This is a genomic window from Pseudomonas sp. FW305-3-2-15-E-TSA4 (genome assembly GCF_058787295.1).
The window spans coordinates 181,946-208,110 of the sequence record NZ_JBYSZP010000004.1 but is presented as its reverse complement, the minus strand read 5'-3'; the positions used below and the strand labels follow the sequence as shown (position 1 = coordinate 208,110).

The following is a 26,165-nucleotide window of genomic DNA, read 5'->3' as shown; positions in this document are numbered from 1 at the left end:
TGTGTCAGCCACAATACTGTCGACTGACACACCCTTTTCGCGAGCAGGCTCGCTCCCACAGGGGATGGAATTTACAAGCCGATATCCCACTCTGGATTCTCGGGAAACCGCTGCACCAGAAAATCCAGCATGCTGCGCAACGCCGCCGGCATATGCTTGCGTGAGGCGTACACCGCGTAGATGTTCATCTGCCGTGGCTCGGCATCCGGCAGCAGGCGCACCAGTTCACCGGCATGCACATGCACCCCGGCCTGATAGGTCGGCAGCATCGCCACGCCGGCACCGGCCAGGGTTGCGCGCAATAGAGTGCTGGCCTCGTTGGCGCTGATGTTGCCCTGCACCGGCACCGACACGGGCTCGCCGTCCTCCTCGAAATGCCACAGGCTCTTGCCGAAGTAGGAGTGGGTCAGGCAGTTGTGCCGGCTCAGGTCCTCGACCCGCTGCGGTGGCGGGTTGTCGCGCAAATAAGCCGGTGCGGCGCAGACCACCGAGCGGCACACGGTCAGGCGCCGGGCGATCAGGTTCGGATCGAGGTCATTGCTGGTGCGGATCGCCAGATCGATGCGCTCATCCACCAGATTCACCGTGCGGTCGAGCATCTGCAGATCGATGCTGACCCCGGTGTAACGTTTGACGTACGCCGCCATCGCATCGGCCAGTTGCGCCTGGCCGAACGAGGTACTGACGCTGATACGCAGCAATCCTCGCGGTGCATCGTGTGGTTCACTGACTGCCGCCTGCATGTCGGTCGAGAGTTCGAGCATCTGCCGACAGCGCGGCAGGATTTCGCTGCCGGCGGCAGTCAGGCTCAACTTGCGTGTGGTGCGGTGCATCAGACGCGCGCCGACCCAGTCTTCCAGCTCCGCCAGATAGCGCGACACCACTGGCCGTGACAGGTCCAGATGATCGGCCGCCGCCGACTGGCTGCCCAGATCCACCACTGTGACAAACACGCGCATTGCTTGAAGACGATCCATGATTTGCCCGCTTTCAGAAACAAACTATGTCCAAGCATCGCATTTTTTGTACCGAGTCAGGCAACTAAGCTCTGTCCCATCGCCAAACACGGCATTCGGATCACGGAGCAACAGATGATCGGCTTCACTACCCTCAAGCGCGTTTTGCTGGCCACCGCCACCCTCGGTTTCGCGGCCCACGCCGCTGCCGCCAACCTGACTCTGGACGTTTACAACCCGGGCACCCACGCGATTTTCCCGGTGACTTCGGTGCTGGTCAGCGGCGAGAAAGACGCGATTCTGGTCGATGCACAATTCGGCAAGGCCCAGGCCGAGCAGGTGGTGGAAAAGATCCGCGCCAGCGGCAAGCACCTGACCACCATTTACATCAGCCACGGTGACCCGGATTACTACTTCGGCCTCGACACCCTGACCCAGGCCTTCCCCGACGCCGAAGTGCTGGCCTCGCAGCCGACCGTCGATCACATCAACAAAACCGTCGCCGGCAAACTTGCCTTCTGGGGCCCGAAAATGGGCGGCGACGTACCGGCCAAAACCATCGTGCCGGGCGTGCTCAAGGGCGATAGCCTGATGCTCGAAGGGCAGAAGTTGCAGGTGGTCGGTCTTGAAGGCAAACAACCGGATCGCAGCTTCGTGTGGATTCCGTCGCTCAAGGCCGTGGTCGGTGGCGTTGTGGTCGCCGAGAATATTCATGTGTGGATGGCCGATACCCAGACCGCGCAATCCCACGCCGACTGGCTGCAAACCCTGCACTCGATCGAAACCCTGAAGCCGAAAACCGTGGTGCCGGGTCACTACCTGGGCGAGAGCAGCCGCTCGCTGGCCAGCGTGAAATTCACCGCCGACTACATTAAGGCTTTCGACGAAGAAACCGCCAAGGCCAAGGATTCCGCCGCACTGATCAAGGCCATGCAGAAGCGCTACCCGAAACTCGGCGAAGAAAGTTCGCTGGAACTGAGTGCCAAAGTCGCCAAGGGCGAGATGAAGTGGTAACCCGATTCTGAAAACGCAGCACTCTCAAGCCAACTGGAGAATGTCATGAGCAAGATCGCAATCATTGGTGCCACCGGCCGTGCCGGTAGCCAACTGCTGGAAGAAGCCCTGCGTCGTGGGCATAGCGTCACTGCCATCGCCCGCGACACCTCGAAGATCGGCGCGCGTGGCGGTGTGGTCAGCAAGAATGTCGATGTGCTGGATTCGACGGCGCTGCAAGCGGCAGTGGCCGGTCACGACGTGGTGATCAGCGCCGCGCACTTCGCCACGGTACCGGCCAGTGCCGTGGTCGGCCCGGTGAAGCAGGCGGGTGTGAAGCGTCTGCTGGTGGTTGGCGGTGCCGGTTCGCTGTTGCTGCCGGACGACACCCGAGTGATCGACAGCGCCGGTTTCCCCGCTGAGTACAAAACCGAGGCCAGCGCTGGCGCGGCGTTTCTTGATGCCTTGCGTCAGGAGAAGGATCTGGACTGGACTTTCCTCTCGCCATCGGCAGAGTTCGTCGAAGGTGAGCGCACCGGCACCTTCCGCGTTGGCAAGGATCATTTGCTGTTCAGTGCTGAAGGTCGCAGCTGGATCACTTTCGCCGATTACGCGATTGCGCTGATTGACGAAGTGGAAACGCCGAAGCATTCGCGTCAGCGGTTTACCGTCGGGTATTAAGCAACGACGCAGACCAAATGTGGGAGCGGGCTTGCTCGCGAAGGCGGTGTGTCAGCGACATTTGAAGTGATTGACACACTGCATTCGCGAGCAAGCCCGCTCCCACAGGAGGGATCTGTGTACTTCAGCGGGTATGCGCCTGCTCCACCAGCCAGATCATCAACTCCTCCAGCTGCGGCGACGCTTCCCCGCCCTGCGGCATCACCACGTAGTAGCCCAGCCCCGTCTTCACCTTCAGATCAAACGGCATCACCAGCCGCCCCGCGCGCAGGTCATCGCCGATCAGTGACCAGTCGCCAATCGCCACACCCGTCCCATGCGACGCCATCGACATCGCCTGATCCAGCGTCTCGAAATGCTGCCCCATGTTGACGTTGCTCAACTGCAATTCGGCGGCGGTCAGCCACACCGTCCAGTCCTGGGTGTCGCGGGTCGGATGCAGCAGCAGATGCTGTTGCAGGTCGGCCGGTTCGCTCAGCGCCGGTGGGCCTTTCAATAATGCTGGCGAGCAGACCGGTGTCAGCTGTTCATCAAACAGATGCAGCGCGGTCGAGGAGTTGTCCGGCGGCGTGCCGTAGATCACCGCCGCATCGAATTGCTCACGCTGAAAGTCGACGCCATGGGCCAGTGTAGTGGTCAGTTTGACCGGCACGTCCGGGCGTTCCTTTTGCCATTGCAGCAGGCGCGGCACCAGCCAGCGCATCACGCAGCTGGGCGCCTTGAGTTGCAGGGTTTGCCGCTTGCGACCGATCTGCTCGGTGGCCTCGCTGATCAGGCCGAAGATCTTTTCCACCCGTGGCAGCCATTCGCGTCCTTCGGCGGTCAGTTCCAGGCCTCGGGCCAGACGGATGAACAACTCATACCCCAGATGAGCTTCCAGCCCGGCAATCTGCCGGCTCACGGCGCCCTGGGTGATGTGCAACTGCTCGGCTGCCCGGGTGAAGTTGCAGCACTGCGCGGTGATCAGAAACGTGTGCAGGGCGGGCAGGGGAGGCAGTCGTTTCATGGGGATCCAAGGTATGACGTGAGGACATGGCTAGTATGACTTTTAATCGATTGTTGCCGCTACCTGCCGCCCGTTCAATGAGCCCATGTTCAGGTCATGTGGGAGCGAGCCTGCTCGCGAAGGCTGTTTCACATTCAGCATTGATGTTGGCTGATCCAGCGCTTTCGCGAGCAGGCTCACTCCTACACGGGATCTGTGTTTTTAGCTGACAAAAGGGCAATCGACATGGCGACGTGTGGCGAAGTACTGGTCAAGTTACTCGAGGATTACGGGGTCGAGCAGGTGTTCGGCATTCCCGGGGTGCACACCGTGGAGCTGTATCGCGGGCTGGCCCGTTCGAGCATCAACCACGTCACTCCACGGCACGAGCAGGGCGCCGGATTCATGGCTGACGGCTATTCGCGCACCAGCGGCAAACCGGGTGTGTGTTTCATTATCACTGGCCCGGGCATGACCAACATCACCACCGCGATGGGCCAGGCCTACGCCGACTCGATCCCGATGCTGGTGATCTCCAGCGTGCAGACCCGCAGCCAGTTGGGCGGCGGTCGCGGCAAGCTCCACGAGTTGCCGAACCAGAGCGCGCTGGTCGGTGGCGTCGCGGCGTTCTCCCACACCCTGATGTCGGCGGCGGAATTGCCCGGCGTGCTGGCCCGTGCTTTCGCACTGTTTCAGGCCGGGCGTCCGCGTCCGGTGCACATCGAGATTCCGCTGGATGTTTTGGTAGAAGAGGCTGATGAGCTGCTCGCCAGCGTTCCGGTGCACATCGACCGCGCCGGGGCTGCACCGGCTGCAGTACGGCGCATGACTGAGTTGCTGGCCGGCGCTCAACGTCCGCTGATTCTCGCCGGTGGCGGCGCCATCGATGCCGCCGCCGAACTGACTGAGCTGGCCGAGCTGCTCAACGCCCCGGTGGCGCTGACCATCAACGCCAAAGGCATGTTGCCCTCCAGCCATCCGCTGCTGATCGGCTCGACGCAAAGCCTGGTCGCCACTCGCGCACTGGTGGCCGATGCCGACGTGGTGCTGGCGATCGGTACCGAACTGGCCGAAACCGATTACGACGTGACCTTCGCCGGCGGCTTTGAAATCCCCGGCAAGCTGTTGCGCATCGACATCGATGCCGATCAGACCGTGCGCAACTATCCGCCGCACCTGGCCTTGGTCGCCGACTCGCGCAACGCCGCGCAAGTGCTGCTCGGCGCACTGTCGCAGCAGGCGCTGGCCGAGCGGCGCAACGATTGGGGCCAGGTGCGGGCAGCGCGTCTGCGCGATGAGCTGGCCGCGACCTGGGACGCGCCAACCCTGGCCCAGACCCGTTTTCTGGAAACCGTTCTGCACGAGTTGCCGGACGCAGTATTCGTCGGCGACTCCACACAACCGGTGTACACCGGCAACCTCACGTTCAACCCGGAACGTCCACGGCGCTGGTTCAACTCGTCCACCGGCTACGGCACCCTCGGTTACGCCCTGCCGGCGGCGATTGGCGCGTGGCTCGGCGGTAGCGTCGAGGACGGTGCTCGTCCGCCAGTGGTGTGCCTGATCGGCGACGGTGGCTTGCAGTTCACCCTGCCGGAACTGGCCAGCGCGGTTGAAGCGCGTACGCTGGTGATCATCCTGCTGTGGAATAACCAGGGTTACGAAGAGATCAAAAAATACATGGTCAACCGCGCCATCGAACCGGTCGGCGTCGATATCTACACCCCGGATTTCATCGGCGTGGCCAAGGCCCTGGGCTGCGCCGCCGAAGCGATCAGCTCGGTCGAACAATTGCGCGGCGCGCTGCGTGCTGCCACCGATCGTCAGGGCCCGACCCTGATCGAAATCGACCAGACCCAGTGGATGCAGGCGGTGGCCCAATGATCAATTTCCCAACCACACTCGATGGCCTGTACATCAACGGTCAATGGTCGGCCGGACGTGAGCATCTGCGGGTGATCAACCCGGCCACCGAAGCGCTGCTGACCACGGTCAATGGCGGCGATGAACGCGCGGTTGATCTGGCCGTCAGCGCCGCCACTGAAGCGTTCAAGCGCTGGTCGAAAACCACTGGCGCCGAGCGTGGCGCGATTCTGCGCAACATCGCCAACGGCGTGCGCAACGGTCGTGACCACTTGATGAAGTTGCAGTCGAGCAACAACGGCAAACCGCAATTCGAAGCGGCGATCGATGTCGATGATGTGATCGCCACGTTCGAGTATTACGCCGAATTGGCCGAAGGCCTCGACGCACAACTCGACAGCAACGTGGCGCTGCCCAGCGATGACTTCAGCGCGCGTCTGCGTCGTGAACCGTGCGGTGTGGTCGGGCTGATCGTGCCGTGGAATTTCCCGATGGTCACCACAGCGTGGAAGCTCGCCCCGGCCTTGGCCGCCGGTTGCTGCGTGGTGCTCAAACCGTCGGAAGTCACGCCGCTGCCGGAGCTGGAACTGGCGGCGATCATCGCTGAATCCGGTCTGCCCAACGGTGTGTTCAACCTGGTCTGCGGCACCGGTCTGGCGGTCGGTGCGCCGCTGTCGGCGGATCCGCGTATCGCCAAGATTTCCTTCACCGGCAGCAACGCCGTCGGTGTGCAAGTAATGCAGCGCGCCGCCGAAACGGTGAAGGGCGTGAGCCTGGAACTGGGCGGCAAATCTTCGCTGCTGGTGCTTGAAGATGCCGATTTGGAACTGGCGGTGGAACTGGCCTGCGGCGGCGGTTTCTTCAACGCCGGGCAGATGTGCTCGGCCACCAGCCGGGTGCTGGTCGCCGATGAGCTGGCCGATGAATTTCTTGAGCGTCTGCAAAAGCGCGCGCAAGCGATTCGCGTGGCCGATCCGTTCGACCCGGACGTGGAGATGGGCGCGCTGGTCAATCAGGCGCAATACCAGCGCGTGCTCGGTCACATCGACCGTGGCTTGAGCGCTGGCGCCAAGCTGGTGTGCGGCGGCAATCATCCGGCGCATCTGCCACGCGGTTATTTTTTGCAGCCAACGGTGTTCACCGACGTGCCCCTCGACAGTGCGTTGTGGTGTGAAGAGATTTTCGGCCCGGTGCTCTGCGTGCGCAGTTTCAGCAGCGAAGCCGAGGCGATTGCCCTGGCCAACGACAGCCAGTTCGGGCTGGTCGCCAGTGTGGTGACGCGTAACGCCGAGACCGCCGACCGCGTCGCCAACGCCCTGCAGGCGGGGCTTGTATGGCTCAACGCGCCGCAAGTGATCTTCCCGCAGACGGCGTGGGGCGGCTATAAGCAGAGCAGCATCGGCCGCGAATTGGGGCCGTGGGGCCTGGCTGCGTTTCAGGAAATCAAACACGTGATCCGGGCGCTCTGAGCGCCCGAAAAAGGTGAGCGCATGCCTCGCAACGAGGCATGCGTCGGTGTCATGGCTTCGATGAGTTTTTATCGATAGTCAGGTGTATTGCACGACCTCAGGATGAACCCGTCGGCAGCGCTGCAGGCCTTTGAATACAAGGCCTGCAGCGGATCCGGCCGCGCGGATGCAACGGTTGCGACCAACCTCATACTTAAAAGAACAAAGGGAGTCCTTCATGGGCGAGCATGATCTGAACAGGCGTCAATTCATTAAAACCGTCGGCGTCGCCTCGGTAGCGGCGGCGGCCCTGAGCATGCCCTTCATCCGGGCCAGCGCCAGCGACACGCGGTTCGCCGGCAAGACCCTGCGCTTGTTGACCTGGTCGGATGACACCGGCCTCGCCGCACTGCGCAACATCGCCGCCACCTTCGAGGCCAAGACCGGCGCCAAGGTCATCGCCGACCGCACCGGCAGCACCTCGGAAATGGTCGCCAAACTCAAGGCCGGCGGTGACCGTCCGCAGTACGACATCATCACCCTGGCCGGGGTCGGCGCCGAAGGTCTGGCCGCCGCCGGGCTGCTGGAAAAACCCGACCTCAACCGGATTCCAAACCTGATCGACGTACCGGAAAAATACCGCACCGGCGCCAACGGGCACGGCATCGGTTACCTGCTGTGGTGCAACAGTCTGGTCTACAGCACCCGCACCCTCAAACAGGCACCGGACAGTTATGCCGCGCTGTGGGATGCCGATCTGGCGCCGAACATTTTCCTGCCGCCGCCGAACTGGACCGAGGCGATGGACCTGATCATCATCGCCGCGAAACTGGCCGGCGGTGACGAACACAACATCGAGCCGGGCTTCAAGAAACTCGCCGAGCTGAAGGAGCGCGTGGTCACCCTCGGCGAGAATCCGAACCAGATCGCCGAACTGTTCCGCACCGGGTCGTTGGACATGGGCGGCTTGTATGCTCCGGCATTCTTCCCCAAGCAGATCCGCGATCCGAACTACGGCCTCGGTGCCACGTTCGGCATGAAGGAAGGTTTTTACACCGACCTGATGCTCTCGGTGATGCCGAAGAGCCGGCCGGGCGACACAGACCTGGCCTACGCCTTCATCGACCACTCTCTCGACCCGCTGGTGCAGGGCAAGATGGCCGAAGACATCTTCAACGGCCCGGTCAACGCCAAGGCGATCATCTCCGCCGAAGCGCGCAAGAGCCCGTACATCCTCACGCCGGAGCAGATTGCCGAGAAGGCGATCATGCACGACAACGCCTTCCTGGCGACCGTGCATGACCAATGGATTCGTCGCTATACGGAAATTTTTTCTTCCTGACGCCGGCCTCCCGAACACCACGGGCCCCCTGTGGGAGCGAGTCCTGTGGTGAGGGGATTTATCCCCGATGGGCAGCGTAGCTGCCCCAAGATCAGCAAATACGGTGCATCAAATGTACCGCGCACGATGGTTTTGCGACTGCTTCGCAGCCGGTCGGGGATAAATCCCCTCACCACAAAAAATGACTCCCACAGGAGATTGAGGTGTTTGCGAGATTAGCTTTCCATTGACGAGATCATTGCTATGGAACATCAATCCCTGACCCAACCGGTTGGCGCCGCTGACGTGCGCCCGGCGCGCGGTATTTCGCCGACCGCCCGGGCGTGGTTTTTCCTCACGCCGTCGATGCTGTTTCTCGGCGTGCTGATCGCCGCCAGCCTGCTGGTGCTGCGCATGAGCGTCGGCACTAAAGGCGCGGAATGGAGCGGGTTCAGCCTCGCCAGCTACGCGCAATTGCTCGAACCCTATTATCTCAAGTCCCTGCTGCTGACCCTGCGTCTGGCGCTGATCAGTGCAGTGATCGCGGTGCTGCTGGCGATCCCGGTGGCGTACACCATGTCACGGCTGACCTCGCCGTTCGTGCGGCGGATTTTCCTCGCGGCGGTGCTGTTGCCGCTGCTGGTCAACCTGCTGCTGCAAAGCTACGGCTGGCTGGTGATTCTCGGCCCGGGCGGGATGCTCAACCAGACGCTGATGGGCCTGGGCCTGATCAAGCGCCCGATCATGCTGCTGTACAACCAGAACGGCGTGCTGATGGGCCTGGTGCAGACCGCGTTTCCTTTGGCCGTGCTGCCGATTGCCAGCGCCATGCGCGGTGTTGCGCGTACCTACGAAGAGGCGGCGGCGACACTGGGCGCCAGTCGTTTTCAAGTGTTCCGTCAGGTGGTGTTGCCGATGAGTCTGCCGGGGATCATCACCGGGGCGACGCTGGTGTTCGCCTACAACGCCAGCAGTTTTGTCGTGCCGTTGCTGCTCGGTGGCCGCCGTGTGCCGATGCTCGCGGTGATGGTGCATGACCAGATCGCGCCGCTGATGAACTGGCCCGCGGCATCCGCTGCCGGGGTGGTGCTGATCGTCACCACGCTGGCGATCATGACCCTGTCTGAATACATCACCGGCCGTCGTCGGCGGCTGCTGGAGGCTTCGCAATGAATACCCTGACCAACAAGCGCATGGCGCTGCTGCCCGGCGACACCGGCAAGTTCGCCGGGATCCTCTCCGGGTTCATTCTGCTGCTGGCGGTGTTGCCGATCCTGACCATGATCGTCATGTCGTTCAGCGGTGCGTCGAACCTCGACTTCCCGCCGAGCAGCTACAGCCTGCAGTGGTACAAGGCGGCCTGGCACACCTTCGTCTCGCCAGACGCCAGCGACGTGCTGAGCCTCGGCCAGGCCATGGCCACCAGCCTGCTGGTGTCGTGCCTGACCATGGTTTTCGCCACGTTGATCGCGGTGCCCGCCGCCTATGCGCTGACCCGTTGCGAGTTCCGTGGTAAAGCCGTGGCGCTGCAACTGATGTCGCTTCCGCTGGTGTTTCCGATGGTGGTGTTGGGGCTGGCGTTGCTGCTGGTGTTCGACAGCCTGCCGTTTCACCTGACCACCTCGCGGTTGGTGATTGCCCACGTGATTCTGGCGCTGCCGTTCGTGGTGAAAAACTGCACCGCTGCCATGCTCTCCATCGGCAGCGAAGTCGAAGAGGCGGCGCGGATGCTCGGCGCTTCACCGCTGCGGGCGATTGTCGACGTGGTGGTGCCGTTGATGAAGTCGGGGATTCTGGCGGGGATGCTGCTGGCGTTCATCGTCTCGTTCAACGAATTCACCGTGACCTATTTCCTCTACACCATCGACGTCATGACCGTGCCGATCTGGATGTACAGCCGCACCGTGTCATCGCTCGACCCCACCGTGTTCTCGTTTGCCGTGCTGATCGTGCTGATCGACTTCGTCCTGATCTGGGCGCTGGAGAAGCTGGTGGGCGAGGGCGGCGTTTCCTTTTGATTTGAGGTGCAACATGACTGGTCTGATTCTGGAAAACGTCGAGAAATTCTACGGCTCGGCTTGCGCGGTACAGGACGTCAACCTGCATTTGCCGGAAGGCAGGCTGGTGTGTTTTCTCGGCCCGTCGGGCTGCGGCAAAACCACCTTGCTGCGGATGATCGCCGGGCTGGAAACCCTGACCGGCGGCGAGATTCGCCTGGACGGCGAGAACATCGGCCACACCCCGGCGCACCTGCGCAACTTCGGCATGGTGTTCCAGTCGCTGGCGCTGTTCCCGCACATGACCGTCGGCGAGAACATCGCCTACCCGCTGAAACTGCGCGGCGTGAGCAAGGCCGAGCAGCAGGCGCGGGTGGTGGAGTTGCTAGAGTTGATTCAGCTGCAAGCAATGATCGACCGGCCGGTGGCGAAACTCTCCGGCGGGCAACGGCAGCGGGTGGCGATTGCCCGGGCCATCGCCTCGCGGCCGAAAATCCTCCTGCTCGACGAACCGTTGTCGGCGCTGGACGCCAAGCTGCGCGAGTCGATGCAGGTGGAAATACGTCAGCTGCAACAGCGCTTGAACATCACCACGATCATGGTCACCCACGATCAGCGCGAAGCCATGACCATGGCCGACATCGTCGTGGTGCTGGGCGAGCACAAGGTGCAGCAGGTGGGCACACCGATCGAAATCTACCGGCACCCGGCCAACGAGTTCGTCGCCGACTTCATCGGTTCGGGCAACATTTTTCCGGCCACGGCGCTGGGTGACGGCAAGGTCAGTTTGCCGGGCGGTGATGCGCTGCAAGTGCCGATCTGCAGCAGCATCGAAGCGGGGCAGAAGGTGAAGATGCTGATTCGTCCGGAGGATCTGCAACTGTCCGCGCCACAAGCCACGGCGGGCAATCGCTTGCTCGGCAAGGTGACGTTCGTGCGCGATATCGGCGCGACCATCGAGACCACGGTGGAGTGTTCCGGGGTGACGTTCACCGCGTTGAGTACGCCGTGTCAGGGGATCGGTTTGGGGATCGGGCATCCGGTGTCGGTGACGTTGCCGAGCGAGGCGTGTCGGGTGTTGGGGGCTTGATCCGGATTTGATGGTGGTCTTGCCGGCGCCATCGCGAGCAGGCTCACTCCTACAGGGGGAACGCATTCCAACTGTAGGAGTGAGCCTGCTCGCGATAGGGCCATAAGCCTCACCGCAGATGCCGGATCAGACCGACTGCCGCAACCGCGCCAGATCTCTTAATGGCGGCGCACCAAACAAGCGGCTGTACTCGCGGCTGAACTGCGACGGGCTTTCATAGCCCACGCGATAGCCCGCCGCCGACGCTTCCAGCCCTTCGGCCAGCATCAGGCGCCGCGCTTCCTGCAGGCGCAATTGCTTCTGATACTGCAACGGACTCATCGCGGTCATCGCCTTGAAACGGTGATGCAAGGTCGAGACGCTGAGGTTCACCTCTTTCGCCAGATCATCGATGCGCAGCGGCTGTTCGAAGTTGCCGTTGAGCCATTTGATCGCCTGGCTGATGCGGTGGCTCTGGCTGTTGGCAATCGCGATCTCATACAAACGGTGACCCTGCGGACTGCGCAGCAGGCGATAGAGAATCTCCCGGCGAATCAGTGGCGCGAGCATGGCGATGTCTTTCGGCGCATCCAGCAGTCGCGCCAGACGCAACACCGCGTCGAGCATCGCGCTGTCGATCTTTTCCACATACAGGCCGCGCCCGGTCGGTCGGGTCGGCACGCCCATGGGGCCGGCGTCGGCGATCAGTGCGGTGATTTCCGCCGGGTCGATGTCCAGGCGCACGGCAAGAATCGGATCCTCCGGCGAGACATTCACTACCCGCCCGCTGAGCGGCATCGAGACCGAGACCACCAGATAATTCAGCGGGTCGTAATTGAAGAACTCATCGGCCAGGCGCACCTCTTTGCGGCCCTGAGCCATGATGCACAGCGCCGGTTGCGCAAGTACCGGGGCGAAGTCATGGGACTGGGTATGGCGCGACATGAACAGCGAGCCGATGGCGGTCTGATAACTGCCGTCGTCCGTGGTGTTGCGGCGGATGATCGCCGCGAGTTCTGCACGCTGTTTTTCCATGTCGGCATCGGGCGGAGACTGGAAACGATCGAATGACGTCATGCACGGCATCCTCGGCAAGGAATCTGGAATGGGGCAGAGCATATGTTTGTGCAAGCGCCAGCGGTAGACACATCCTGTCAAATGCTTGCCTGATTCTGCATGGGCTGCTTATGCGTGCCGGCCATCAGCCCGCGACCGCCACCTTACCCCTTGGGTCGAAGACCCCTGTAGGAGCTGCCGAAGGCTGCGATCTTTTGATTTTAAAAACAAAAGTCAAAAGATCGCAGCCTTCGGCAGCTCCTACACAAAAGCGTTGTGACAGCGGTGTGACAGGTTTCTACCCATCGATGCGGGGCGTTTGTGCAGTCTCGCAGGATTGTGCAACGCAGCGGCAGGAATCGACTAACGGCACCTTGCGCCCGGCCCTTAACCTTTGATCCTGTCGCAGCCCGTCCCCCGGCTGCCACGCGACTCCCTGGGAGGGTTGAACATGTCCAAGCAGATTCCCGTCAGTCATATGGCCTTCGTTCGAGCGCGCGCCGGACGCTCCGCCGAACTGGGTGTACGCCTCAGTGCCTTGATCGAACCGTCACGCAACGCCCCCGGTTGCCTGAACTTTGCCCTGCAGCATTCGCAATGCGATCCGGACCTGTGGCTGGTCTCCGGTTTCTGGAGCCATCAACAGGCAATGACCGCGTATTTCAACAGCCCGTCGATGCAGATCTTTGCCGAATTGGTTCAGGATCTGGTGGTCAACAGCCTGGATTTCCACACCTTCAAAGAAGTGTCGGCAGCGCAGGCGCTCGGACAATGCCCGGCACCGATACACAAACTCGCCGGTTGAGGGTTTAATGTCCGGCTTATTCATCTGAGCCAGGATGTGTGCCATGGCACGTAAAGAGTTTGAACACTTCGAAGCAGTCTCCGCAGTCGTCCCCGTCGAGTTGGGCGGCAACAAGGGTTACCACGCGGCAATCGCGGTCAAGGCCCTGGTCGATGGCGGTGCGCCACGCTTCCACAAACTGCTGGGTGATCAGGTTTTCCCCGGCGCCATCGCTGCCGATGAGGCTGCCATCAATGAGCTGGACCGCCTCAAGGGCGTCACTGATGACGCCGAGCTGATCTGGTAACTGCGCTTACTTGCCCGCCCCCGGGCGCCACATCTTGAACAGGGCTTCAGGCCCCAACTGGAAATAATCCGCCGGCCCGCCGCCGCGCAGAATCGGTTCTGCCGCGGCGGTGTCGTAGATCCCGTCCTTCAACAGCCATTTGGCGATATGCACGGCGACCACTTCGCCCAGCACTAGCCAGCTCGGCACGGTTTCGCCATCGGCGCGCTGCAACTGGATGATCTGCGTGACCTTGCACTCGAAGGACACCGGGCTTTCGGCTACCCGTGGCACCGCAATCACCTTCGACGCCACCGGCGTCAGCCCGGCCAATTCAAACTCGTTGACCTCAGGCGCGACCATCGCGCAGCTCTGGTTCATCTGCTCGGCCAGCGGCCGGGTGGCGAGGTTCCAGGCGAACTCGCCGGTCTGCTCGATGTTGTTCAGGCTGTCTTTGCGCCCGACGCTGGAAAAACCAATGATCGGCGGAATGTAGTTGAACGCGTTGAAGAAGCTGTAAGGCGCAAGATTCAGCTGGCCGTCGGCATCCTGCGAAGAAATCCAGCCGATGGGACGCGGGCCGACGATGGCGTTGAACGGATCGTGGGGCAGACCGTGGCCGTTGGCGGGTTCGTAGAAGTGGATGTCATCGGACATGGCTGGAGGTTCCTGGAGGGCGTTTGTAGGAGGCAATAGTGCAAGTCTGAAACAGCATTTTCCAGTCACACAAAGATATTCCAGTTGATGCAATCCCCTTTGTGGCAGCGGGTTGCTCGCGAATGCAATCTTTCAGTTGCCACAGTGGTTGACTGACCCGGCGCTTTCGCGAGCAAGCCCGCTCCCACAGGGGATATTTGCCATGCCCCAGAAATGACTAAGCCCGGCCGAAGCCGGGCTGTGCGCTTTACAACTGCAATCAGCTGATCGAAGCGGATTGGGTGCGGTCGTAGCCGTCAGCGGCGAAGGCAGCCGAACCGGTGCGGTCGTAACCGTCTTCAGCAAAGGTCGCCGAACCGGTGCGGTCGTAGCCATCCTCGGCGACGGTTGCCGAGCCAGTGCGGTCGTAGCCGTCTTCAGCAAAGGTCGCCGAACCGGTGCGGTCGTAGCCATCCTCGGCGACAGTTGCCGAGCCAGTGCGGTCATAACCATCGGCAGCGACGGCCGAGCCAGTGCGATCAAAACCGTCGGCAGCAAAGGTGTTGGCGGCCATTACGGACAAGGCGAAAGCGAGGATCAGTTTGGTTTTCATGTGAGTGACTCCAGATTCGTTGGCGGGTGTGTCTTGCATGGGTTTAATGCTACGCCAACTAAATTGATAAAAAAGCGCAAATAAATGCTAAAAACAATCGATTAACTTGATATTAAGGGCGGCGCATTGAATGGGCTTCCACTGTCGGGAGCGAACGCCGCGCGGGTCATCGATCAGGTAGTGGCAGGATGCCGGGGCAGCATTAATGGGGGATTAATCGCTGTTTTTCGCGATATGACGGATTTTTCATCTGTTGCCGACCGGTTTTTCACCGGTGCGACGCCAGTCTGCCCACGGCCAGAAAACCAAGAACCGGCCGTCCCACACTGGAGCTTTGCTTGCGATGAACAAACTGCCTCAAATCACCCTGGCGTTCTGGGTCATGAAAATCTGCGCGACGACCCTGGGGGAAACCGCGGGGGACTTGCTGTCGATGACCCTCAACGTCGGGTACGCCCTCAGCTCGCTGATCCTGATCAGCGTGTTCGTGCTGACCCTGATCAGCCAACTGATGGCCAAGACCTACAAGCCGCTGCTGTACTGGATCGTGATTCTGTCGACCAGCACCGCCGGCACCACCATGTCCGACTTCATGGACCGCACCCTTGAACTGGGCTACGCCACCGGGTCGATGATCCTGATTGCGATTCTATTGGCGATCTTCACGGCCTGGCGTCTGAGCGGCGACTCGTTGAACGTCAGCAAGGTGCAGACCTTCCGTGGCGAGATGTTCTACTGGATGGCGATTCTGTTTTCCAACACCCTGGGCACGGCGCTCGGTGACTACCTGGCCGATGATTCGGGCCTGGGTTTTGCCGGTGGCGCGCTGCTGATCGGCTCGACCATTGCCGTGGTCGTGGCGCTCAAATACTTCACGAAGATTTCGTCGGTGCTGTTGTTCTGGGTGGCGTTCGTGCTGACCCGGCCGTTCGGTGCGACCCTGGGCGACCTGATGACCAAGTCCCATGAAAAGGGCGGCCTGGACTTCGGCACCATCGGCTCGTCGGCGGTGTTGGCGGGGATTCTGCTGGTGATGATTGTCGGCGCGTCGTATGCGCAGAAGCGTTATGGCAAGCCGCCGGTTGCCGAGTTGACTTGATACCGAGTCGCCTCATTCGCGAGCAGGCTCGCTCCCACAGGGTACTTGTGTCGATCACAGATCCAATGTGGGAGCGAGCCTGCTCGCGAAGGGGCCATCACAGCCACCGTTGCAGTGGCTGTGAAAACCCGATCAGTCAGTCACGATCCGCGAGTGTTTCTGCGTGTCTTTCATGGTGATGTACACCAGCAGCGACACCGCGATGCACGCGGTCACGTACCAGTAGTAACCGGTTTCCATGCCGATGCTCTTGAACCACAGTGCGATGTATTCGGCGGTGCCGCCGAAGATCGACACGGTCAGTGCGTACGGCAGGCCGACGCCCAGCGCGCGGATTTCGGTCGGGAACAGTTCGGCTTTCACTACGGCGTTGATCGAGGTGTAGCCGCTGACGATGATCAGTGCCGCCATGATCAGGAAGAACGCGCCCCACCAGGTCTGGATGGTGTGCAGGGTCATCAGGATCGGCACGGTGAAGATCGTCCCGAGTACGCCGAAGGCGATCAGGATCGGACGCCGACCGATCTTGTCCGACAGGCCACCGATGATCGGCTGCAGGCACATGAACAGGAACAGCGTGGCGGCAGAAATGGTGGTCGAGTCGGAGATGCTCATGCCGACGGTATTCACCAGGTATTTCTGCATGTAGGTGGTGTAGGTGTAGAACGCCAGCGTACCGCCCATGGTCAGGCCGACCACGGTCAGCAGTTCTTTCGGATGGCGCATCAAGGTGCGCATCGCGCTTTCCTTGGACTTCTCTTTCTTGGTGAACGACTCGGTTTCTTCCATGCCGCGACGCAGGTACAGCGCAACGATCGCGCACAGTGCGCCGATGGCGAACGGAATACGCCAGCCCCACGCGTACAGCTGTTCAGTGGTCAGCATGTTCTGCAGCACGATCAGCACGCCCAGCGCGATGAGCTGGCCGGAGATCAGGGTCACGTACTGGAAGCTGGAGAAGAAACCGCGACGCTCCCTGGTCGCCATCTCCGACAGGTAGGTGGCCGAGGTGCCGTACTCGCCGCCGACCGACAGACCCTGCAGCAAGCGCGCGAAGACCAGCAGGATCGGCGCGCCGATGCCGATGGTTTCGTAGTTGGGGCTGAGGGCGATCAGCAAGGAGCCGAAGCACATCAGGTAGACCGAGGCCATCAAGGCTTTCTTGCGACCGACCTTGTCGGCATAGAGACCCATCAGCCAGCCACCGATCGGACGCATCAGGAAGCCCACGGCGAAGATCGCGGCGGTGTTCATCAGTTGCGCGGTGGTGGAACCGGCGGGGAAGAAGGTCTTGGCGAAGTACAGCGAGAAAGCGGCGTAGACGTACCAGTCGTACCACTCGACCATGTTGCCGACCGAGCCGCTGAAGATCGATTTGATCCGGCTGGCGGTGGTTCTTTCTTTGGCGGGCGCGGCAGCCGACCCAAGGGGCAGGGCGTTGGAGTTATCCATTGAAGGATCCTTCGTTTAATTGTTTTTGTGGAGCGCGTTGGAACGCAGCCTGCCTGGGCTATAGCAGGAGCTGTGCCAACGGGGGGAGGGCCGGTTTAGAGGGGGCGGAAAGATTGAATGAGCGGAAATCCGCTTATGGCTGGATTGTGGTGAGCGGAAAATTGCTCATTCAGGCTGATGGATAAATGTTGCCTTTGCGGGCCTCTTCGCGGGCAAGCCCGCTCCCACAGTGGTCGGTGGTGTTCACACATTCTGTGTTCAGCACAAAACCCTGTGGGAGCGGGCTTGCTCGCGAAGAGGCCCGATCAAACACTGCAAAACTCAGCTGCCCGGAACAAACATCTCCCGACTCAACCCATGCCGCTGCAGCTTTTCATTGAAGGTCCGGCGCGGCAGTTGCAACTCTTCCAGCACCGCTTTCACATCGCCCTTGTGCCGGGTCAGCGCCGCGCGCAGGCATTGCGCTTCAAAGGCTTCCTGCTGCGCGGCGAGAGACTGGCCCGGATCGATGCCCTGCACCGGCTCATCCAGGCCCAGCACCTGGCGCTCGGCGACATTCGCCAGTTCCCGCACGTTGCCCGGCCAGTCGTGGCTGAGCAGGTGGCTCAATTGCGCTCCGCTCAACGGCGGGAACGTGCGGCCCAGACGCTGGGCGGCGCTGAAGGCGAACGATTCGAACAGCAGCGGAATGTCTTCGCGGCGATCGCGCAGCGGCGGCAGGCGCAGTTCGGCGACGTTCAGGCGATACGCCAGGTCTTCGCGAAAACGTCCGGCGCGGGCCTCATCCAGCAGATCAGGCTTGGTCGCGGCGACGATCCGCAGATCCACGCGAATGCTCTGGTTCGAGCCGAGGCGCTCCAGCTTCTGCTCCTGCAACACCCGCAGCAATTTCACTTGCTGAGCCAGCGGCATGCTTTCGATTTCATCGAGGAACAACGTGCCGCCATCGGCATATTCCAGTTTGCCGATGCGCTTGCCGGAAGCGCCGGTGAACGCGCCACTTTCATGACCGAACAGCTCGGCTTCGAACAACTGCTCGGGGATCGCCGCGCAGTTCAGCGCCACGAAAGGCTTGGCGGCGCGCGGGCCGAAATCATGCAGGCAGCGGGCGATCAGCTCCTTGCCGCTGCCGGTTTCGCCACGGATCAACACGTTGACCGGCAGCGCCGCCAGATCCAGCACTTGCCGACGCAAGGTCTGCATGCCACGGGACACGCCGAGCAGCGTGGCATCGAGTCTGGCGCGGTGGTCGGCCTGCTCGTGCAGGGCGCGGTTTTCCAATACCAGTCGCCGCTTGTCGAGTGCCCGGCGCAGGCTGCCGAGCAGGGTTTCCGGGCTGAACGGCTTTTCCAGAAAGTCGTAGGCGCCGTCACGCATGGCTTCGACCGCCATCGGCACATCGCCGTGACCGGTCAGCAGTATCACCGGCAAATCGCTGTCACGGCGCTGCACTTCGGCCAGCAACTGCAGACCACTGAGCCCGGGCATGCGCACATCGCTGAGGATCACCCCGGGGAAGTGGCTGGGCAGTGCGGCGAGGCAATCCTCGGCGCGGCTGAACAGCTGCACCTCGAACCCCGACAGGCTCAGCCATTGCTCGACAGCGCTGCGAATGCTGCTTTCGTCATCGACCACCATCACCGAGTTGAGCATCAGATGTGTGCCTCCAGATCGATCGGCAGGGTCAGGCTGAACACCGCGCCGGCCTCGCCATTTTCAACGCTCAGACGCCCGCCGGATTCATGCACGATGGCAAAGGATACCGCCAGCCCGAGGCCGAGTCCGTCACCCACCGGTTTGGTGGTGAAGAACGGGTCGAACACCTGATTCAGGTGCTGTTCGGCAATCCCGCCACCATTGTCGATCACGCTCAGGCGCCACAGTTGTTCGTCCACTTCCAGGCGAATTTCCAGGCGCTTGCACGGTTTGCCCTGCATTGCATCGAGAGCGTTGCGCAGCAGGTTGATCAACACCTGTTCGAGACGGATCGCATCGCCACGCACCCAGGCCGGACGCGTCAGGTGCAGCACCAGACTGACCTGTTCGTCGCGTAGGCGCGCATCGAGCAGTTGCAGCGACTGATCGACCACGGTCGCCAGATCCAGCCGTTCGCGCAGGCCGCTGGGGCTTTTGCGGGCGAAGGTTTTCAGGTGACCGGTGAGCGATGCCATGCGCGTGAGCATGTCGTCCACCGGTTTGAGCGCCTTGTACGCATCATCGACGCGGCCATGTTCGAGCAGCAGGCGCAGCGTTGCCAATTGCATCCGTTGCGCGGTCAGCGGTTGATTGATTTCGTGGGCCAGTGCGGCGGACATCTGCCCCAGCGCCGCGAGCTTGGCCGATTGCACCAGACCGTCCTGCGCGGTACGCAGATCGCGGGTGCGTTCTTCGACCAGTTGTTCGAGTTCTTCGCGGTTGCGCTGACGGACTTTCGACAGGCGCCAGCGCTGATTGAGGAACAGCAGCAAAAACACCAGCGCCAGCCATACACCTGCGGCGGCCAGCCCGGCGTTGCGTAAGTCTTCGAAAGCCACTTGCGGGCGGCGCAACAGGTGCAGGGTCCAGCCTTCGGTGGCCAGCGGCAGCGATTCCCACAAGTAGTCCGCCGTTCCGTCCGGGCCTTCGACCCGGCGCAGGTCGCTGTTGTCGTCGAAGTGACGCAGCGACAAATGCGTCAGCGGGATCAGCGATTGTTTGTCGTACTGGCGCGTGCGCTTGATCTCGTCCATGTCGCGGCTGTCCAGCGGCCGCAACGAGCGATAGCGCCAGCCGGGCTGGTTGGCGATGAAGATGATCCCGCGTGCATCGCTGACCAGCAGCGTGTCGCTGCCCTGGCTCCATTCGCGCTCAAGCTCGGGGAACTCCAGTTTGACTACCATCGCGCCAAGGAACTCGGCGTTGTCGCCGAGCACCGCGCTGGACAGAAAATAGCCGGGGATGCCGCTGGTCACCCCCACCGCATAAAAGCGCCCGCTGCCCTGAGTGCGGGTCTGGCTGAAGTACGGACGAAAACCGTAGTTGTGGCCGACGTAACTGCTCGGCAGGCGCCAGTTGCTGGCGGCCACCGCGAGGCCGCTGTGATCAAGCAGCTCGAGGGTCGAGGACTGCGCCGCGCCGTTGATCTGCTCCAGCTTCAGATTCAGCACATTCTGTTGTTCCGCGCCCACCGGCCCGGCCAGCGCGCTGCGCAATTGCGGGTCCAGCGCCAGCACGGCGGGCAGGGCGCGATAGCGGTCGATCAGGGTGTGCAACGAGTTGGCATACAGCGCCAATTGCTGGCTGGCACGGGTCGCGTCTTCCTCCATCGCCTGGCGTTCGGCGTGGCGGATGGCAAGGGTGGCCGCAAGCACGGCACCGGCGATGATCAGCAGGGTATACAACGACAGGCGCAAAGTACGGGAAGTCGGCAGCATGCTGGGCTAATGGATAAAGGGACGGGCGGGCACGATAGCATGGGCCTGCCCGTCCTTCTCGTCTGACGCGTTACCTGATCAGACCGCCGTGAACCGGTGTGAGTGTGAAAGCAGCATGGTGCGTGTATAAGCCAGCTCGCCAATGACGGCTTGCGTGGCCTGTGTCAGGCTTTCGACGCTGTCACTCGAACAAACCAAACGCTTGCTGAAAGTGGCAATCGTCGAACTCTTGGCGATGGAGGGCGGGGTGATACTGAGGTCTTGATCAGCCAAGAGTCACATACATTGCACAGGCGAAGACGCAGATGGATTGACGCTAACAACGATCACGGCAGCGCACACCTGTCAGATCTGACAGGTGCGCTCAAGCCCAAGGTATGTGTCGTTCTCCCAGGCATAAAAAAGGCCGGCCCGTCGATTGACGGGCCGGCCTTTTTTTCCAGCTGCGAAACGCTTACTGCACTTCTACCGCCAGGCTTTCGGCGATCTTCTGTTGCCAGATCGCCGGGCCGGTGATGTGTACCGACTCACCGTTGCTGTCCACCGCGACGGTGACCGGCATGTCCTTGACCTCGAACTCGTAGATCGCTTCCATGCCCAGCTCGGCGAAGGCCAGCACCTTGGACTTCTTGATGGCCTGGGCCACCAGGTAAGCGGCGCCGCCCACGGCCATCAGGTACACGGCCTTGTTGTCCTTGATCGCTTCGATCGCGGTCGGGCCACGTTCGGACTTGCCGATCATGCCCAGCAGGCCGGTCTGCTCAAGGATCTGACGGGTGAACTTGTCCATCCGCGTCGCGGTGGTCGGGCCAGCCGGGCCAACCACTTCGTCACCGACCGGATCAACCGGGCCGACGTAGTAGATGAAGCGGCCTTTCAGATCCACCGGCAGGGTTTCACCCTTGTTCAGCATCTCGACCATGCGCTTGTGCGCCGCGTCGCGACCGGTGAGCATCTTGCCGTTGAGCAGGACGGTTTCGCCCGGCTTCCAGCTCTGCACTTCTTCCGGGGTCAGGGTGTCGAGGTTGACGCGACGGGCCGACGGGCCGGCTTCCCAGACGATTTCCGGGTAGGCATCCAGCGATGGCGCTTCCAGCGAGGCCGGGCCAGAACCGTCGAGCACGAAGTGCGCGTGACGGGTGGCGGCGCAGTTCGGGATCATGCACACCGGCAGCGAGGCGGCGTGGGTCGGGTAGTCCATGATCTTCACGTCGAGCACGGTGGTCAGGCCACCGAGGCCCTGGGCGCCGATGCCCAGTTGGTTGACCTTCTCGAACAGCTCCAGACGGATCTCTTCGATACGGTTCTGCGGGCCACGGGCTTTCAGTTCGTGAATGTCGATGGATTCCATCAACACTTCCTTGGCCATCACTGCGGCTTTCTCGGCGGTGCCGCCGATACCGATGCCCAGCATGCCCGGTGGGCACCAGCCGGCGCCCATGGTCGGAACGGTCTTGAGCACCCAGTCAACGATCGAGTCGGACGGGTTGAGCATGGCCATTTTCGACTTGTTCTCGGAACCGCCGCCCTTGGCCGCCACGTCCACTTCCACGGTGTTGCCCGGGACGATGGAGTAGTGGATGACCGCCGGGGTGTTGTCCTTGGTGTTTTTGCGAGCGCCCGCCGGGTCGGCGAGGATCGAGGCACGCAGGACGTTTTCCGGCAGGTTGTAGGCGCGGCGCACGCCTTCGTTGATCATGTCGTCCAGGCTCATGGTCGCGCCATCCCAGCGCACGTCCATGCCCACACGCACGAACACGGTGACGATGCCGGTGTCCTGGCAGATCGGCCGGTGGCCGGTGGCGCACATGCGCGAGTTGATCAGGATCTGCGCGATCGAATCACGGGCCGCTGGCGATTCTTCGCGCAGGTAGGCTTCGTGCATCGCCTGGATGAAATCCACGGGGTGGTAATAGGAAATGAACTGCAGGGCGTCGGCAACGCTCTGAATCAGGTCGTCTTGCTTGATCACGGTCATGAGTCGCGCTCCTCTAAAAGACGGGAACATTCAATAAGGTGCTTGCAGCTTGGGTGCATCGGTCGGTCGCAAGCACCTTTCAAGGCACGCCGGGGCAGCTGGCGCGACGCTAAAAAGGCGCGGCAGTATACCGCGCCTCTTCGGGGCATACACGCGTCGGCAGTCATTCGTTGGTCGTATGGTTGGGCGAATATCGAACATTGGGTTTGTACTTCAATACCCACCCCCTCACCCCAGCCCTCTCCCCCAAGGGGGCGAGGGGGGAAGGGAGCCGATTTGTGGCGAATTCAAAACCTGAGTTCGGCATGATGTATCAGGTCGGCGTATCTCAAATAAACAATGCGGTCAGTTCCCTATCTCTCGGGGAGAGGGCTAGGGTGAGGGGCTTTTGAGGCCACACTTTTGACGTCAATTTTCGAGCCCGAAAATCGGTGGTCATTTATCGACCGCCCCTCTAAAGTGGCATCCGGTCTGTAGAGTAGGACACTCGGTCAGCCTCCTATCGCACGGTGAGTCAACGATTGACCCATAACGCCATTCAACGTCTTTTGCTCAAGCGCTTTGCCCTCGCCGCAGCCACCTATGGATTGGCTTTGCTGCTGCTGTGGCTGGCGTTTTTCACCGGGCATTACCCGCAATCATTGAACAGCGTGGCCATCGGCAGCGCGCTGGTGGTGATCTGCCAGGCCACGTTGTTTACGCTGTTCTGGTCCGGGCGCAACCAGCGCTTTGCCGACCCCAGCCTGACCGAAGCGCAAGTGCTGCTCGGGCTCGGCTGGCAGACCTGGCTGATCGCTCATCTGGACGAAGCACGCGGCGCGTTTCTGGTGTTCTACGTGCTGATCCTGCTGTTCGGCCTGTTTCATTTAACCCGGCGCGCGTTCATTCGTTGCGCGCTGCTGGTGTTCTTCAGTTTCTGTGCGATCACCCTCTGGGACGGCTACCACTTCCGTCTGCCGGATCCGGCGCTGGCGGCGTTGCAGGTGTGCATTCTGGCGATGGTGCTGGCGTGGCTGGTGATTTACGCACGCTTCGTCCAGGTTTCACGGCAGCGCATGCGCCAGCGCCGGTTTGCCTTGCAGGCGCATCAGGACACCCTGCGCGGGATGATGCGCCAACTCGAAGATCTGGTGGCCACCGATGAACTGACCGGACTGTTCAATCGCCGGCATTTTCTGCGTCTGGCCTCACGGGAACTGGCGGAGATGGAGCCAGGCGTGGTGCATGGTCTGGCGCTGATCGACCTCGACCACTTCAAGCGCATCAACGACCTGCACGGCCATGCCGCCGGCGATCAGGTGTTGCAGGCGTTCGCCGGCGTGGCGGGTGCCTGCCTGCGTGACGGCGACGTGCTGGCGCGTTACGGTGGCGAGGAATTCGTGGTGTTGCTGCCCGACTGCGATGCCGAACGCCTGACGGCCTGTTGTGAACGTCTGCGCATCGCGTTCACCGACGTCGAACTGGTGGGCCTGAATGTGCGCAGCCTGAGCCTGTCGGCAGGCATGACCTTGCTGGAACTGGGCGATGATCTCGACGATGCCTTGCAGCGTGCCGATCAGGCGCTGTACCGGGCCAAGCGCGACGGGCGCAATCGCTGTGCAGCAGCATGGGAGAATGTGGATGCCTGAACTTCGCGTCGGTGATCGGCAATGGTCGGTGGCGGCGGGCAGCAATTTGCTCGACGCGCTGAATCAGCACGGCGTCGCGGTGCCTTACAGCTGCCGCGCCGGCAGTTGCCATGCCTGTCTGGTGCAGTGTGTTCAGGGTTCGCCCGCCGACAGTCGCCCGGATGCCTTGAGCGCCGAACAGCGCCAGCAAGGCTGGCGGCTGGCCTGTCAGTGTCAGGTCACGGAAGATTTGCAGGTACACACCTTCGACCCCGTCACCGACGGGCGCCCGGCGCTGGTCGAGGCGCTGGACTGGCTCAGTGATAACGTCCTGCGTTTGCGCCTCACCCCGCAGCGACCGCTGCGCTACAGCGCGGGGCAACATCTGGTGCTGTGGATCAACCACATCGCCAGACCCTATTCGCTGGCGAGCCTGCCGCAAGAAGACCGCTTTCTCGAGTTCCACCTCGACTGCCGCCAGCCCGGCGAATTCAGCGATGCGGCGCGGCGCCTGCAGATCGGCGACCCGATCCGCCTCGGCGAACTGCGCGGCGGCGCGTTGCATTACGACCCGGACTGGCACTCGCGCCCGCTGTGGCTGCTGGCGGCCGGCACCGGGCTGGGCCCGTTGTTCGGCGTGCTGCGCGAAGCTTTGCGCCAGGATCATCAGGGCGCCATCCGCGTCATTCACCAGGCCCATGACGCGCGCGAGCACTATCTGGCCAAACCCCTGGCGGCGCTTGCCGCGCAGCGCGAAAACCTCAGCGTCGAGCTGTGGACGGCGGCCGAGTCAGCCGCCGCTTTGGCGCAACTGCGCCTTGTTTCCCGGCAAACCCTGGCCTTAGTCTGCGGCTCAAGCGCCAGCGTCGATGCTTTTGCCAAGCGTCTGTACCTGGCCGGACTGCCGCGCAATCAACTGCTGGCCGATGTGTTTTTGTCCCGCGGTTAAGCGCTGAATCTCGTGTGAAGGTGAACTCCTGTGGCGAGGGGATTTATCCCCGATGGGCTGCGTAGCGGCCCCAAAAAATTGTGAGCGCTGCGCACTCAATCGGGGATGAATCCCCTCGCCACAGAGAACCTCTTAAAACAGCCATGTTGAGACACGCCATGACCGAAGCCATCCTGCTGGAACGCGAACGCGGTTTGCTCACCCTGCGCCTCAACCGTCCGGACAAGAAAAACGCCCTGACCCGCGCGATGTACAGTCGCCTCGCCGAAGCCCTGAAGCAGGCCGACAACGATCCTGACATCAACGCCGTGCTGATCACCGGCGGCGCCGAGTGTTTCACCGCCGGCAACGACATCGCCGACTTCATCCAGCAACCGCCGAGCGACCTCGACAGCCCGGTGTTCCACTTCATGCTCAACCTACTCGAATGCCGCAAACCGGTGATCGCCGCTGTGGCCGGCGCAGCGGTGGGCATCGGCACCACGTTGCTGCTGCACTGCGATCTGGTTTACGTCGCCCGCGATGCTCGCTTGCGCATGCCGTTCGTCAATCTCGGTTTGTGTCCGGAGTTCGGCTCCAGCCTGATCCTGCCGCGTTTGCTTGGCCAAGCCAAAGCGGCGGAGTTGTTGCTGCTCGGCGAAGGTTTTACCGGTGAACAGGCGGCGCAGTGGGGCATTGCCAGCGAGGCGTTGGGCAGCGGCGAAGCGGCACTGAACAAGGCGCGGGAGATGGCGTTGCGTTTCGACGAACTGCCGCCGGAGGCGGTGCGTATCAGCAAACAACTGATGAAAGCGCCGGACCGCGAACTGATCCGTCAGGTGATCGAGGAGGAGGGCGCATTGTTCACCCAGCGGTTGCGCTCGCCGGAGGCGCTGGCGGCGTTGACCGGGTTTATCAAACGGCATTGAAAGCTTCGCTGACTGGGCTGGCCTCATCGCTGGCAAGCCAGCGCCCACCGTTTTTTGTGGCGGCTGCAAAA

The 26,165-nt window shown here is 62.0% G+C and carries 23 protein-coding genes; 14 read left to right on the top strand and 9 right to left on the bottom strand.

The window, feature by feature from the left end:
* Window positions 1-71 precede the first annotated feature (71 nt).
* Window positions 72-977 (bottom strand): LysR family transcriptional regulator, encoded by a 906-nt coding sequence (locus tag AC3WMV_RS07180; RefSeq protein WP_207264429.1) that lies wholly within the window; start codon window positions 975-977, stop codon window positions 72-74.
* A gap of 114 nt (window positions 978-1,091) precedes the next feature.
* On the opposite strand from AC3WMV_RS07180, the gene AC3WMV_RS07175 reads away from it, so the two are divergent.
* Window positions 1,092-1,970 (top strand): MBL fold metallo-hydrolase, encoded by an 879-nt coding sequence (locus AC3WMV_RS07175; RefSeq protein ID WP_103367392.1) that lies wholly within the window; start codon window positions 1,092-1,094, stop codon window positions 1,968-1,970.
* Window positions 1,971-2,015: 45 nt separating this feature from the next.
* Complete coding sequence (locus AC3WMV_RS07170) at window positions 2,016-2,630, top strand: NAD(P)-dependent oxidoreductase (RefSeq protein ID WP_103367393.1); 615 nt, start codon at window positions 2,016-2,018, stop codon at window positions 2,628-2,630.
* A 124-nt stretch (window positions 2,631-2,754) separates the two neighbouring features.
* Here AC3WMV_RS07170 and AC3WMV_RS07165 read toward each other — a convergent pair whose 3' ends face one another.
* Entirely contained in the window at window positions 2,755-3,636 is an 882-nt protein-coding gene (locus AC3WMV_RS07165; protein ID WP_027612487.1) for a LysR substrate-binding domain-containing protein, read from the bottom strand.
* Between the two features lie 225 nt (window positions 3,637-3,861).
* Between AC3WMV_RS07165 and AC3WMV_RS07160 the strand changes: the two genes are divergently transcribed.
* The 6 genes from AC3WMV_RS07160 (at window position 3,862) to AC3WMV_RS07135 (ending at window position 11,334) form a co-directional block, all read left to right on the top strand.
* Entirely contained in the window at window positions 3,862-5,499 is a 1,638-nt protein-coding gene (locus tag AC3WMV_RS07160; RefSeq protein ID WP_103367394.1) for a 5-guanidino-2-oxopentanoate decarboxylase, read from the top strand.
* Window positions 5,496-6,947 carry an aldehyde dehydrogenase family protein gene (locus AC3WMV_RS07155; protein ID WP_103367395.1) on the top strand — a complete coding sequence of 484 codons (1,452 nt, stop codon included), beginning with the start codon at window positions 5,496-5,498 and terminating at the stop codon, window positions 6,945-6,947. The genes AC3WMV_RS07160 and AC3WMV_RS07155 overlap by 4 nt, the downstream gene beginning before the upstream one ends.
* Before the next feature lie 217 nt (window positions 6,948-7,164).
* The gene (locus tag AC3WMV_RS07150) at window positions 7,165-8,268 is read left to right on the top strand and encodes an ABC transporter substrate-binding protein (RefSeq protein WP_103367396.1); all 1,104 of its coding nucleotides are present in this window, start codon (window positions 7,165-7,167) and stop codon (window positions 8,266-8,268) included.
* Window positions 8,269-8,511: 243 nt separating this feature from the next.
* Window positions 8,512-9,420, top strand: a complete 909-nt coding sequence (locus AC3WMV_RS07145) for an ABC transporter permease (protein WP_025111659.1) — start codon at window positions 8,512-8,514, stop codon at window positions 9,418-9,420.
* A complete protein-coding gene (locus tag AC3WMV_RS07140; protein WP_103367397.1) occupies window positions 9,417-10,265 on the top strand; it encodes an ABC transporter permease in 849 nt (282 codons plus the stop codon). Before AC3WMV_RS07145 ends, AC3WMV_RS07140 begins: the two co-directional genes overlap by 4 nt.
* Before the next feature lie 13 nt (window positions 10,266-10,278).
* Window positions 10,279-11,334: an ABC transporter ATP-binding protein gene (locus AC3WMV_RS07135; protein WP_103367398.1), complete on the top strand. Its 1,056-nt coding sequence runs from the start codon at window positions 10,279-10,281 to the stop codon at window positions 11,332-11,334.
* Between the two features lie 126 nt (window positions 11,335-11,460).
* Here the strand turns inward: AC3WMV_RS07135 and AC3WMV_RS07130 are convergent, their stop codons facing one another.
* The gene (locus tag AC3WMV_RS07130; protein ID WP_027612494.1) at window positions 11,461-12,390 is read right to left on the bottom strand and encodes an AraC family transcriptional regulator; all 930 of its coding nucleotides are present in this window, start codon (window positions 12,388-12,390) and stop codon (window positions 11,461-11,463) included.
* A gap of 430 nt (window positions 12,391-12,820) precedes the next feature.
* Between AC3WMV_RS07130 and AC3WMV_RS07125 the strand changes: the two genes are divergently transcribed.
* Complete coding sequence (locus tag AC3WMV_RS07125) at window positions 12,821-13,174, top strand: antibiotic biosynthesis monooxygenase family protein (protein ID WP_095136993.1); 354 nt, start codon at window positions 12,821-12,823, stop codon at window positions 13,172-13,174.
* A 43-nt stretch (window positions 13,175-13,217) separates the two neighbouring features.
* Entirely contained in the window at window positions 13,218-13,460 is a 243-nt protein-coding gene (locus tag AC3WMV_RS07120; protein ID WP_007965872.1) for a hypothetical protein, read from the top strand.
* Window positions 13,461-13,466: 6 nt separating this feature from the next.
* Here the strand turns inward: AC3WMV_RS07120 and AC3WMV_RS07115 are convergent, their stop codons facing one another.
* A complete protein-coding gene (locus AC3WMV_RS07115; protein ID WP_103367401.1) occupies window positions 13,467-14,096 on the bottom strand; it encodes a flavin reductase family protein in 630 nt (209 codons plus the stop codon).
* A 259-nt stretch (window positions 14,097-14,355) separates the two neighbouring features.
* Window positions 14,356-14,688 carry a hypothetical protein gene (locus AC3WMV_RS07110; RefSeq protein WP_103367402.1) on the bottom strand — a complete coding sequence of 111 codons (333 nt, stop codon included), beginning with the start codon at window positions 14,686-14,688 and terminating at the stop codon, window positions 14,356-14,358.
* A gap of 343 nt (window positions 14,689-15,031) precedes the next feature.
* Here AC3WMV_RS07110 and AC3WMV_RS07105 point away from each other — a divergent pair, with 343 nt between their 5' ends.
* Window positions 15,032-15,787: a COG4705 family protein gene (locus tag AC3WMV_RS07105; RefSeq protein WP_027612499.1), complete on the top strand. Its 756-nt coding sequence runs from the start codon at window positions 15,032-15,034 to the stop codon at window positions 15,785-15,787.
* A gap of 132 nt (window positions 15,788-15,919) precedes the next feature.
* Here AC3WMV_RS07105 and AC3WMV_RS07100 read toward each other — a convergent pair whose 3' ends face one another.
* From AC3WMV_RS07100 to AC3WMV_RS07085, 4 genes are all read right to left on the bottom strand, one after another.
* The gene (locus AC3WMV_RS07100) at window positions 15,920-17,239 is read right to left on the bottom strand and encodes an MFS transporter (RefSeq protein ID WP_007965880.1); all 1,320 of its coding nucleotides are present in this window, start codon (window positions 17,237-17,239) and stop codon (window positions 15,920-15,922) included.
* A 321-nt stretch (window positions 17,240-17,560) separates the two neighbouring features.
* Window positions 17,561-18,892: a sigma-54-dependent transcriptional regulator gene (locus AC3WMV_RS07095; protein WP_096795108.1), complete on the bottom strand. Its 1,332-nt coding sequence runs from the start codon at window positions 18,890-18,892 to the stop codon at window positions 17,561-17,563.
* Window positions 18,892-20,652 (bottom strand): ATP-binding protein, encoded by a 1,761-nt coding sequence (locus AC3WMV_RS07090; RefSeq protein WP_103367403.1) that lies wholly within the window; start codon window positions 20,650-20,652, stop codon window positions 18,892-18,894. Before AC3WMV_RS07090 ends, AC3WMV_RS07095 begins: the two co-directional genes overlap by 1 nt.
* 454 nt (window positions 20,653-21,106) lie before the next feature.
* Entirely contained in the window at window positions 21,107-22,630 is a 1,524-nt protein-coding gene (locus tag AC3WMV_RS07085) for a fumarate hydratase (RefSeq protein ID WP_027612504.1), read from the bottom strand.
* A 521-nt stretch (window positions 22,631-23,151) separates the two neighbouring features.
* Here AC3WMV_RS07085 and AC3WMV_RS07080 point away from each other — a divergent pair.
* From AC3WMV_RS07080 to AC3WMV_RS07070, 3 genes are all read left to right on the top strand, one after another.
* Complete coding sequence (locus AC3WMV_RS07080; protein WP_027612505.1) at window positions 23,152-24,258, top strand: GGDEF domain-containing protein; 1,107 nt, start codon at window positions 23,152-23,154, stop codon at window positions 24,256-24,258.
* The gene (locus AC3WMV_RS07075; protein ID WP_103367405.1) at window positions 24,251-25,186 is read left to right on the top strand and encodes an iron-sulfur-binding ferredoxin reductase; all 936 of its coding nucleotides are present in this window, start codon (window positions 24,251-24,253) and stop codon (window positions 25,184-25,186) included. Before AC3WMV_RS07080 ends, AC3WMV_RS07075 begins: the two co-directional genes overlap by 8 nt.
* 158 nt (window positions 25,187-25,344) lie before the next feature.
* Complete coding sequence (locus AC3WMV_RS07070) at window positions 25,345-26,094, top strand: enoyl-CoA hydratase-related protein (protein WP_103367406.1); 750 nt, start codon at window positions 25,345-25,347, stop codon at window positions 26,092-26,094.
* The last annotated feature ends 71 nt before the right edge of the window (window positions 26,095-26,165 follow it).

Coding starts and splice junctions, on each gene's coding strand:
- AC3WMV_RS07125 (WP_095136993.1), top strand. CDS start 12,821: ATGTCCAAGCAGATTCCCGTCAGTCATATGGCCTTCGTTCGAGCGCGC.
- AC3WMV_RS07130 (WP_027612494.1), bottom strand. CDS start 12,390: ATGACGTCATTCGATCGTTTCCAGTCTCCGCCCGATGCCGACATGGAA.
- AC3WMV_RS07165 (WP_027612487.1), bottom strand. CDS start 3,636: ATGAAACGACTGCCTCCCCTGCCCGCCCTGCACACGTTTCTGATCACC.
- AC3WMV_RS07120 (WP_007965872.1), top strand. CDS start 13,218: ATGGCACGTAAAGAGTTTGAACACTTCGAAGCAGTCTCCGCAGTCGTC.
- AC3WMV_RS07110 (WP_103367402.1), bottom strand. CDS start 14,688: ATGAAAACCAAACTGATCCTCGCTTTCGCCTTGTCCGTAATGGCCGCC.
- AC3WMV_RS07085 (WP_027612504.1), bottom strand. CDS start 22,630: ATGACCGTGATCAAGCAAGACGACCTGATTCAGAGCGTTGCCGACGCC.
- AC3WMV_RS07135 (WP_103367398.1), top strand. CDS start 10,279: ATGACTGGTCTGATTCTGGAAAACGTCGAGAAATTCTACGGCTCGGCT.
- AC3WMV_RS07075 (WP_103367405.1), top strand. CDS start 24,251: ATGCCTGAACTTCGCGTCGGTGATCGGCAATGGTCGGTGGCGGCGGGC.
- AC3WMV_RS07140 (WP_103367397.1), top strand. CDS start 9,417: ATGAATACCCTGACCAACAAGCGCATGGCGCTGCTGCCCGGCGACACC.
- AC3WMV_RS07115 (WP_103367401.1), bottom strand. CDS start 14,096: ATGTCCGATGACATCCACTTCTACGAACCCGCCAACGGCCACGGTCTG.
- AC3WMV_RS07170 (WP_103367393.1), top strand. CDS start 2,016: ATGAGCAAGATCGCAATCATTGGTGCCACCGGCCGTGCCGGTAGCCAA.
- AC3WMV_RS07150 (WP_103367396.1), top strand. CDS start 7,165: ATGGGCGAGCATGATCTGAACAGGCGTCAATTCATTAAAACCGTCGGC.
- AC3WMV_RS07070 (WP_103367406.1), top strand. CDS start 25,345: ATGACCGAAGCCATCCTGCTGGAACGCGAACGCGGTTTGCTCACCCTG.
- AC3WMV_RS07180 (WP_207264429.1), bottom strand. CDS start 977: ATGGATCGTCTTCAAGCAATGCGCGTGTTTGTCACAGTGGTGGATCTG.
- AC3WMV_RS07175 (WP_103367392.1), top strand. CDS start 1,092: ATGATCGGCTTCACTACCCTCAAGCGCGTTTTGCTGGCCACCGCCACC.
- AC3WMV_RS07160 (WP_103367394.1), top strand. CDS start 3,862: ATGGCGACGTGTGGCGAAGTACTGGTCAAGTTACTCGAGGATTACGGG.
- AC3WMV_RS07155 (WP_103367395.1), top strand. CDS start 5,496: ATGATCAATTTCCCAACCACACTCGATGGCCTGTACATCAACGGTCAA.
- AC3WMV_RS07100 (WP_007965880.1), bottom strand. CDS start 17,239: ATGGATAACTCCAACGCCCTGCCCCTTGGGTCGGCTGCCGCGCCCGCC.
- AC3WMV_RS07105 (WP_027612499.1), top strand. CDS start 15,032: ATGAACAAACTGCCTCAAATCACCCTGGCGTTCTGGGTCATGAAAATC.
- AC3WMV_RS07145 (WP_025111659.1), top strand. CDS start 8,512: ATGGAACATCAATCCCTGACCCAACCGGTTGGCGCCGCTGACGTGCGC.
- AC3WMV_RS07095 (WP_096795108.1), bottom strand. CDS start 18,892: ATGCTCAACTCGGTGATGGTGGTCGATGACGAAAGCAGCATTCGCAGC.
- AC3WMV_RS07090 (WP_103367403.1), bottom strand. CDS start 20,652: ATGCTGCCGACTTCCCGTACTTTGCGCCTGTCGTTGTATACCCTGCTG.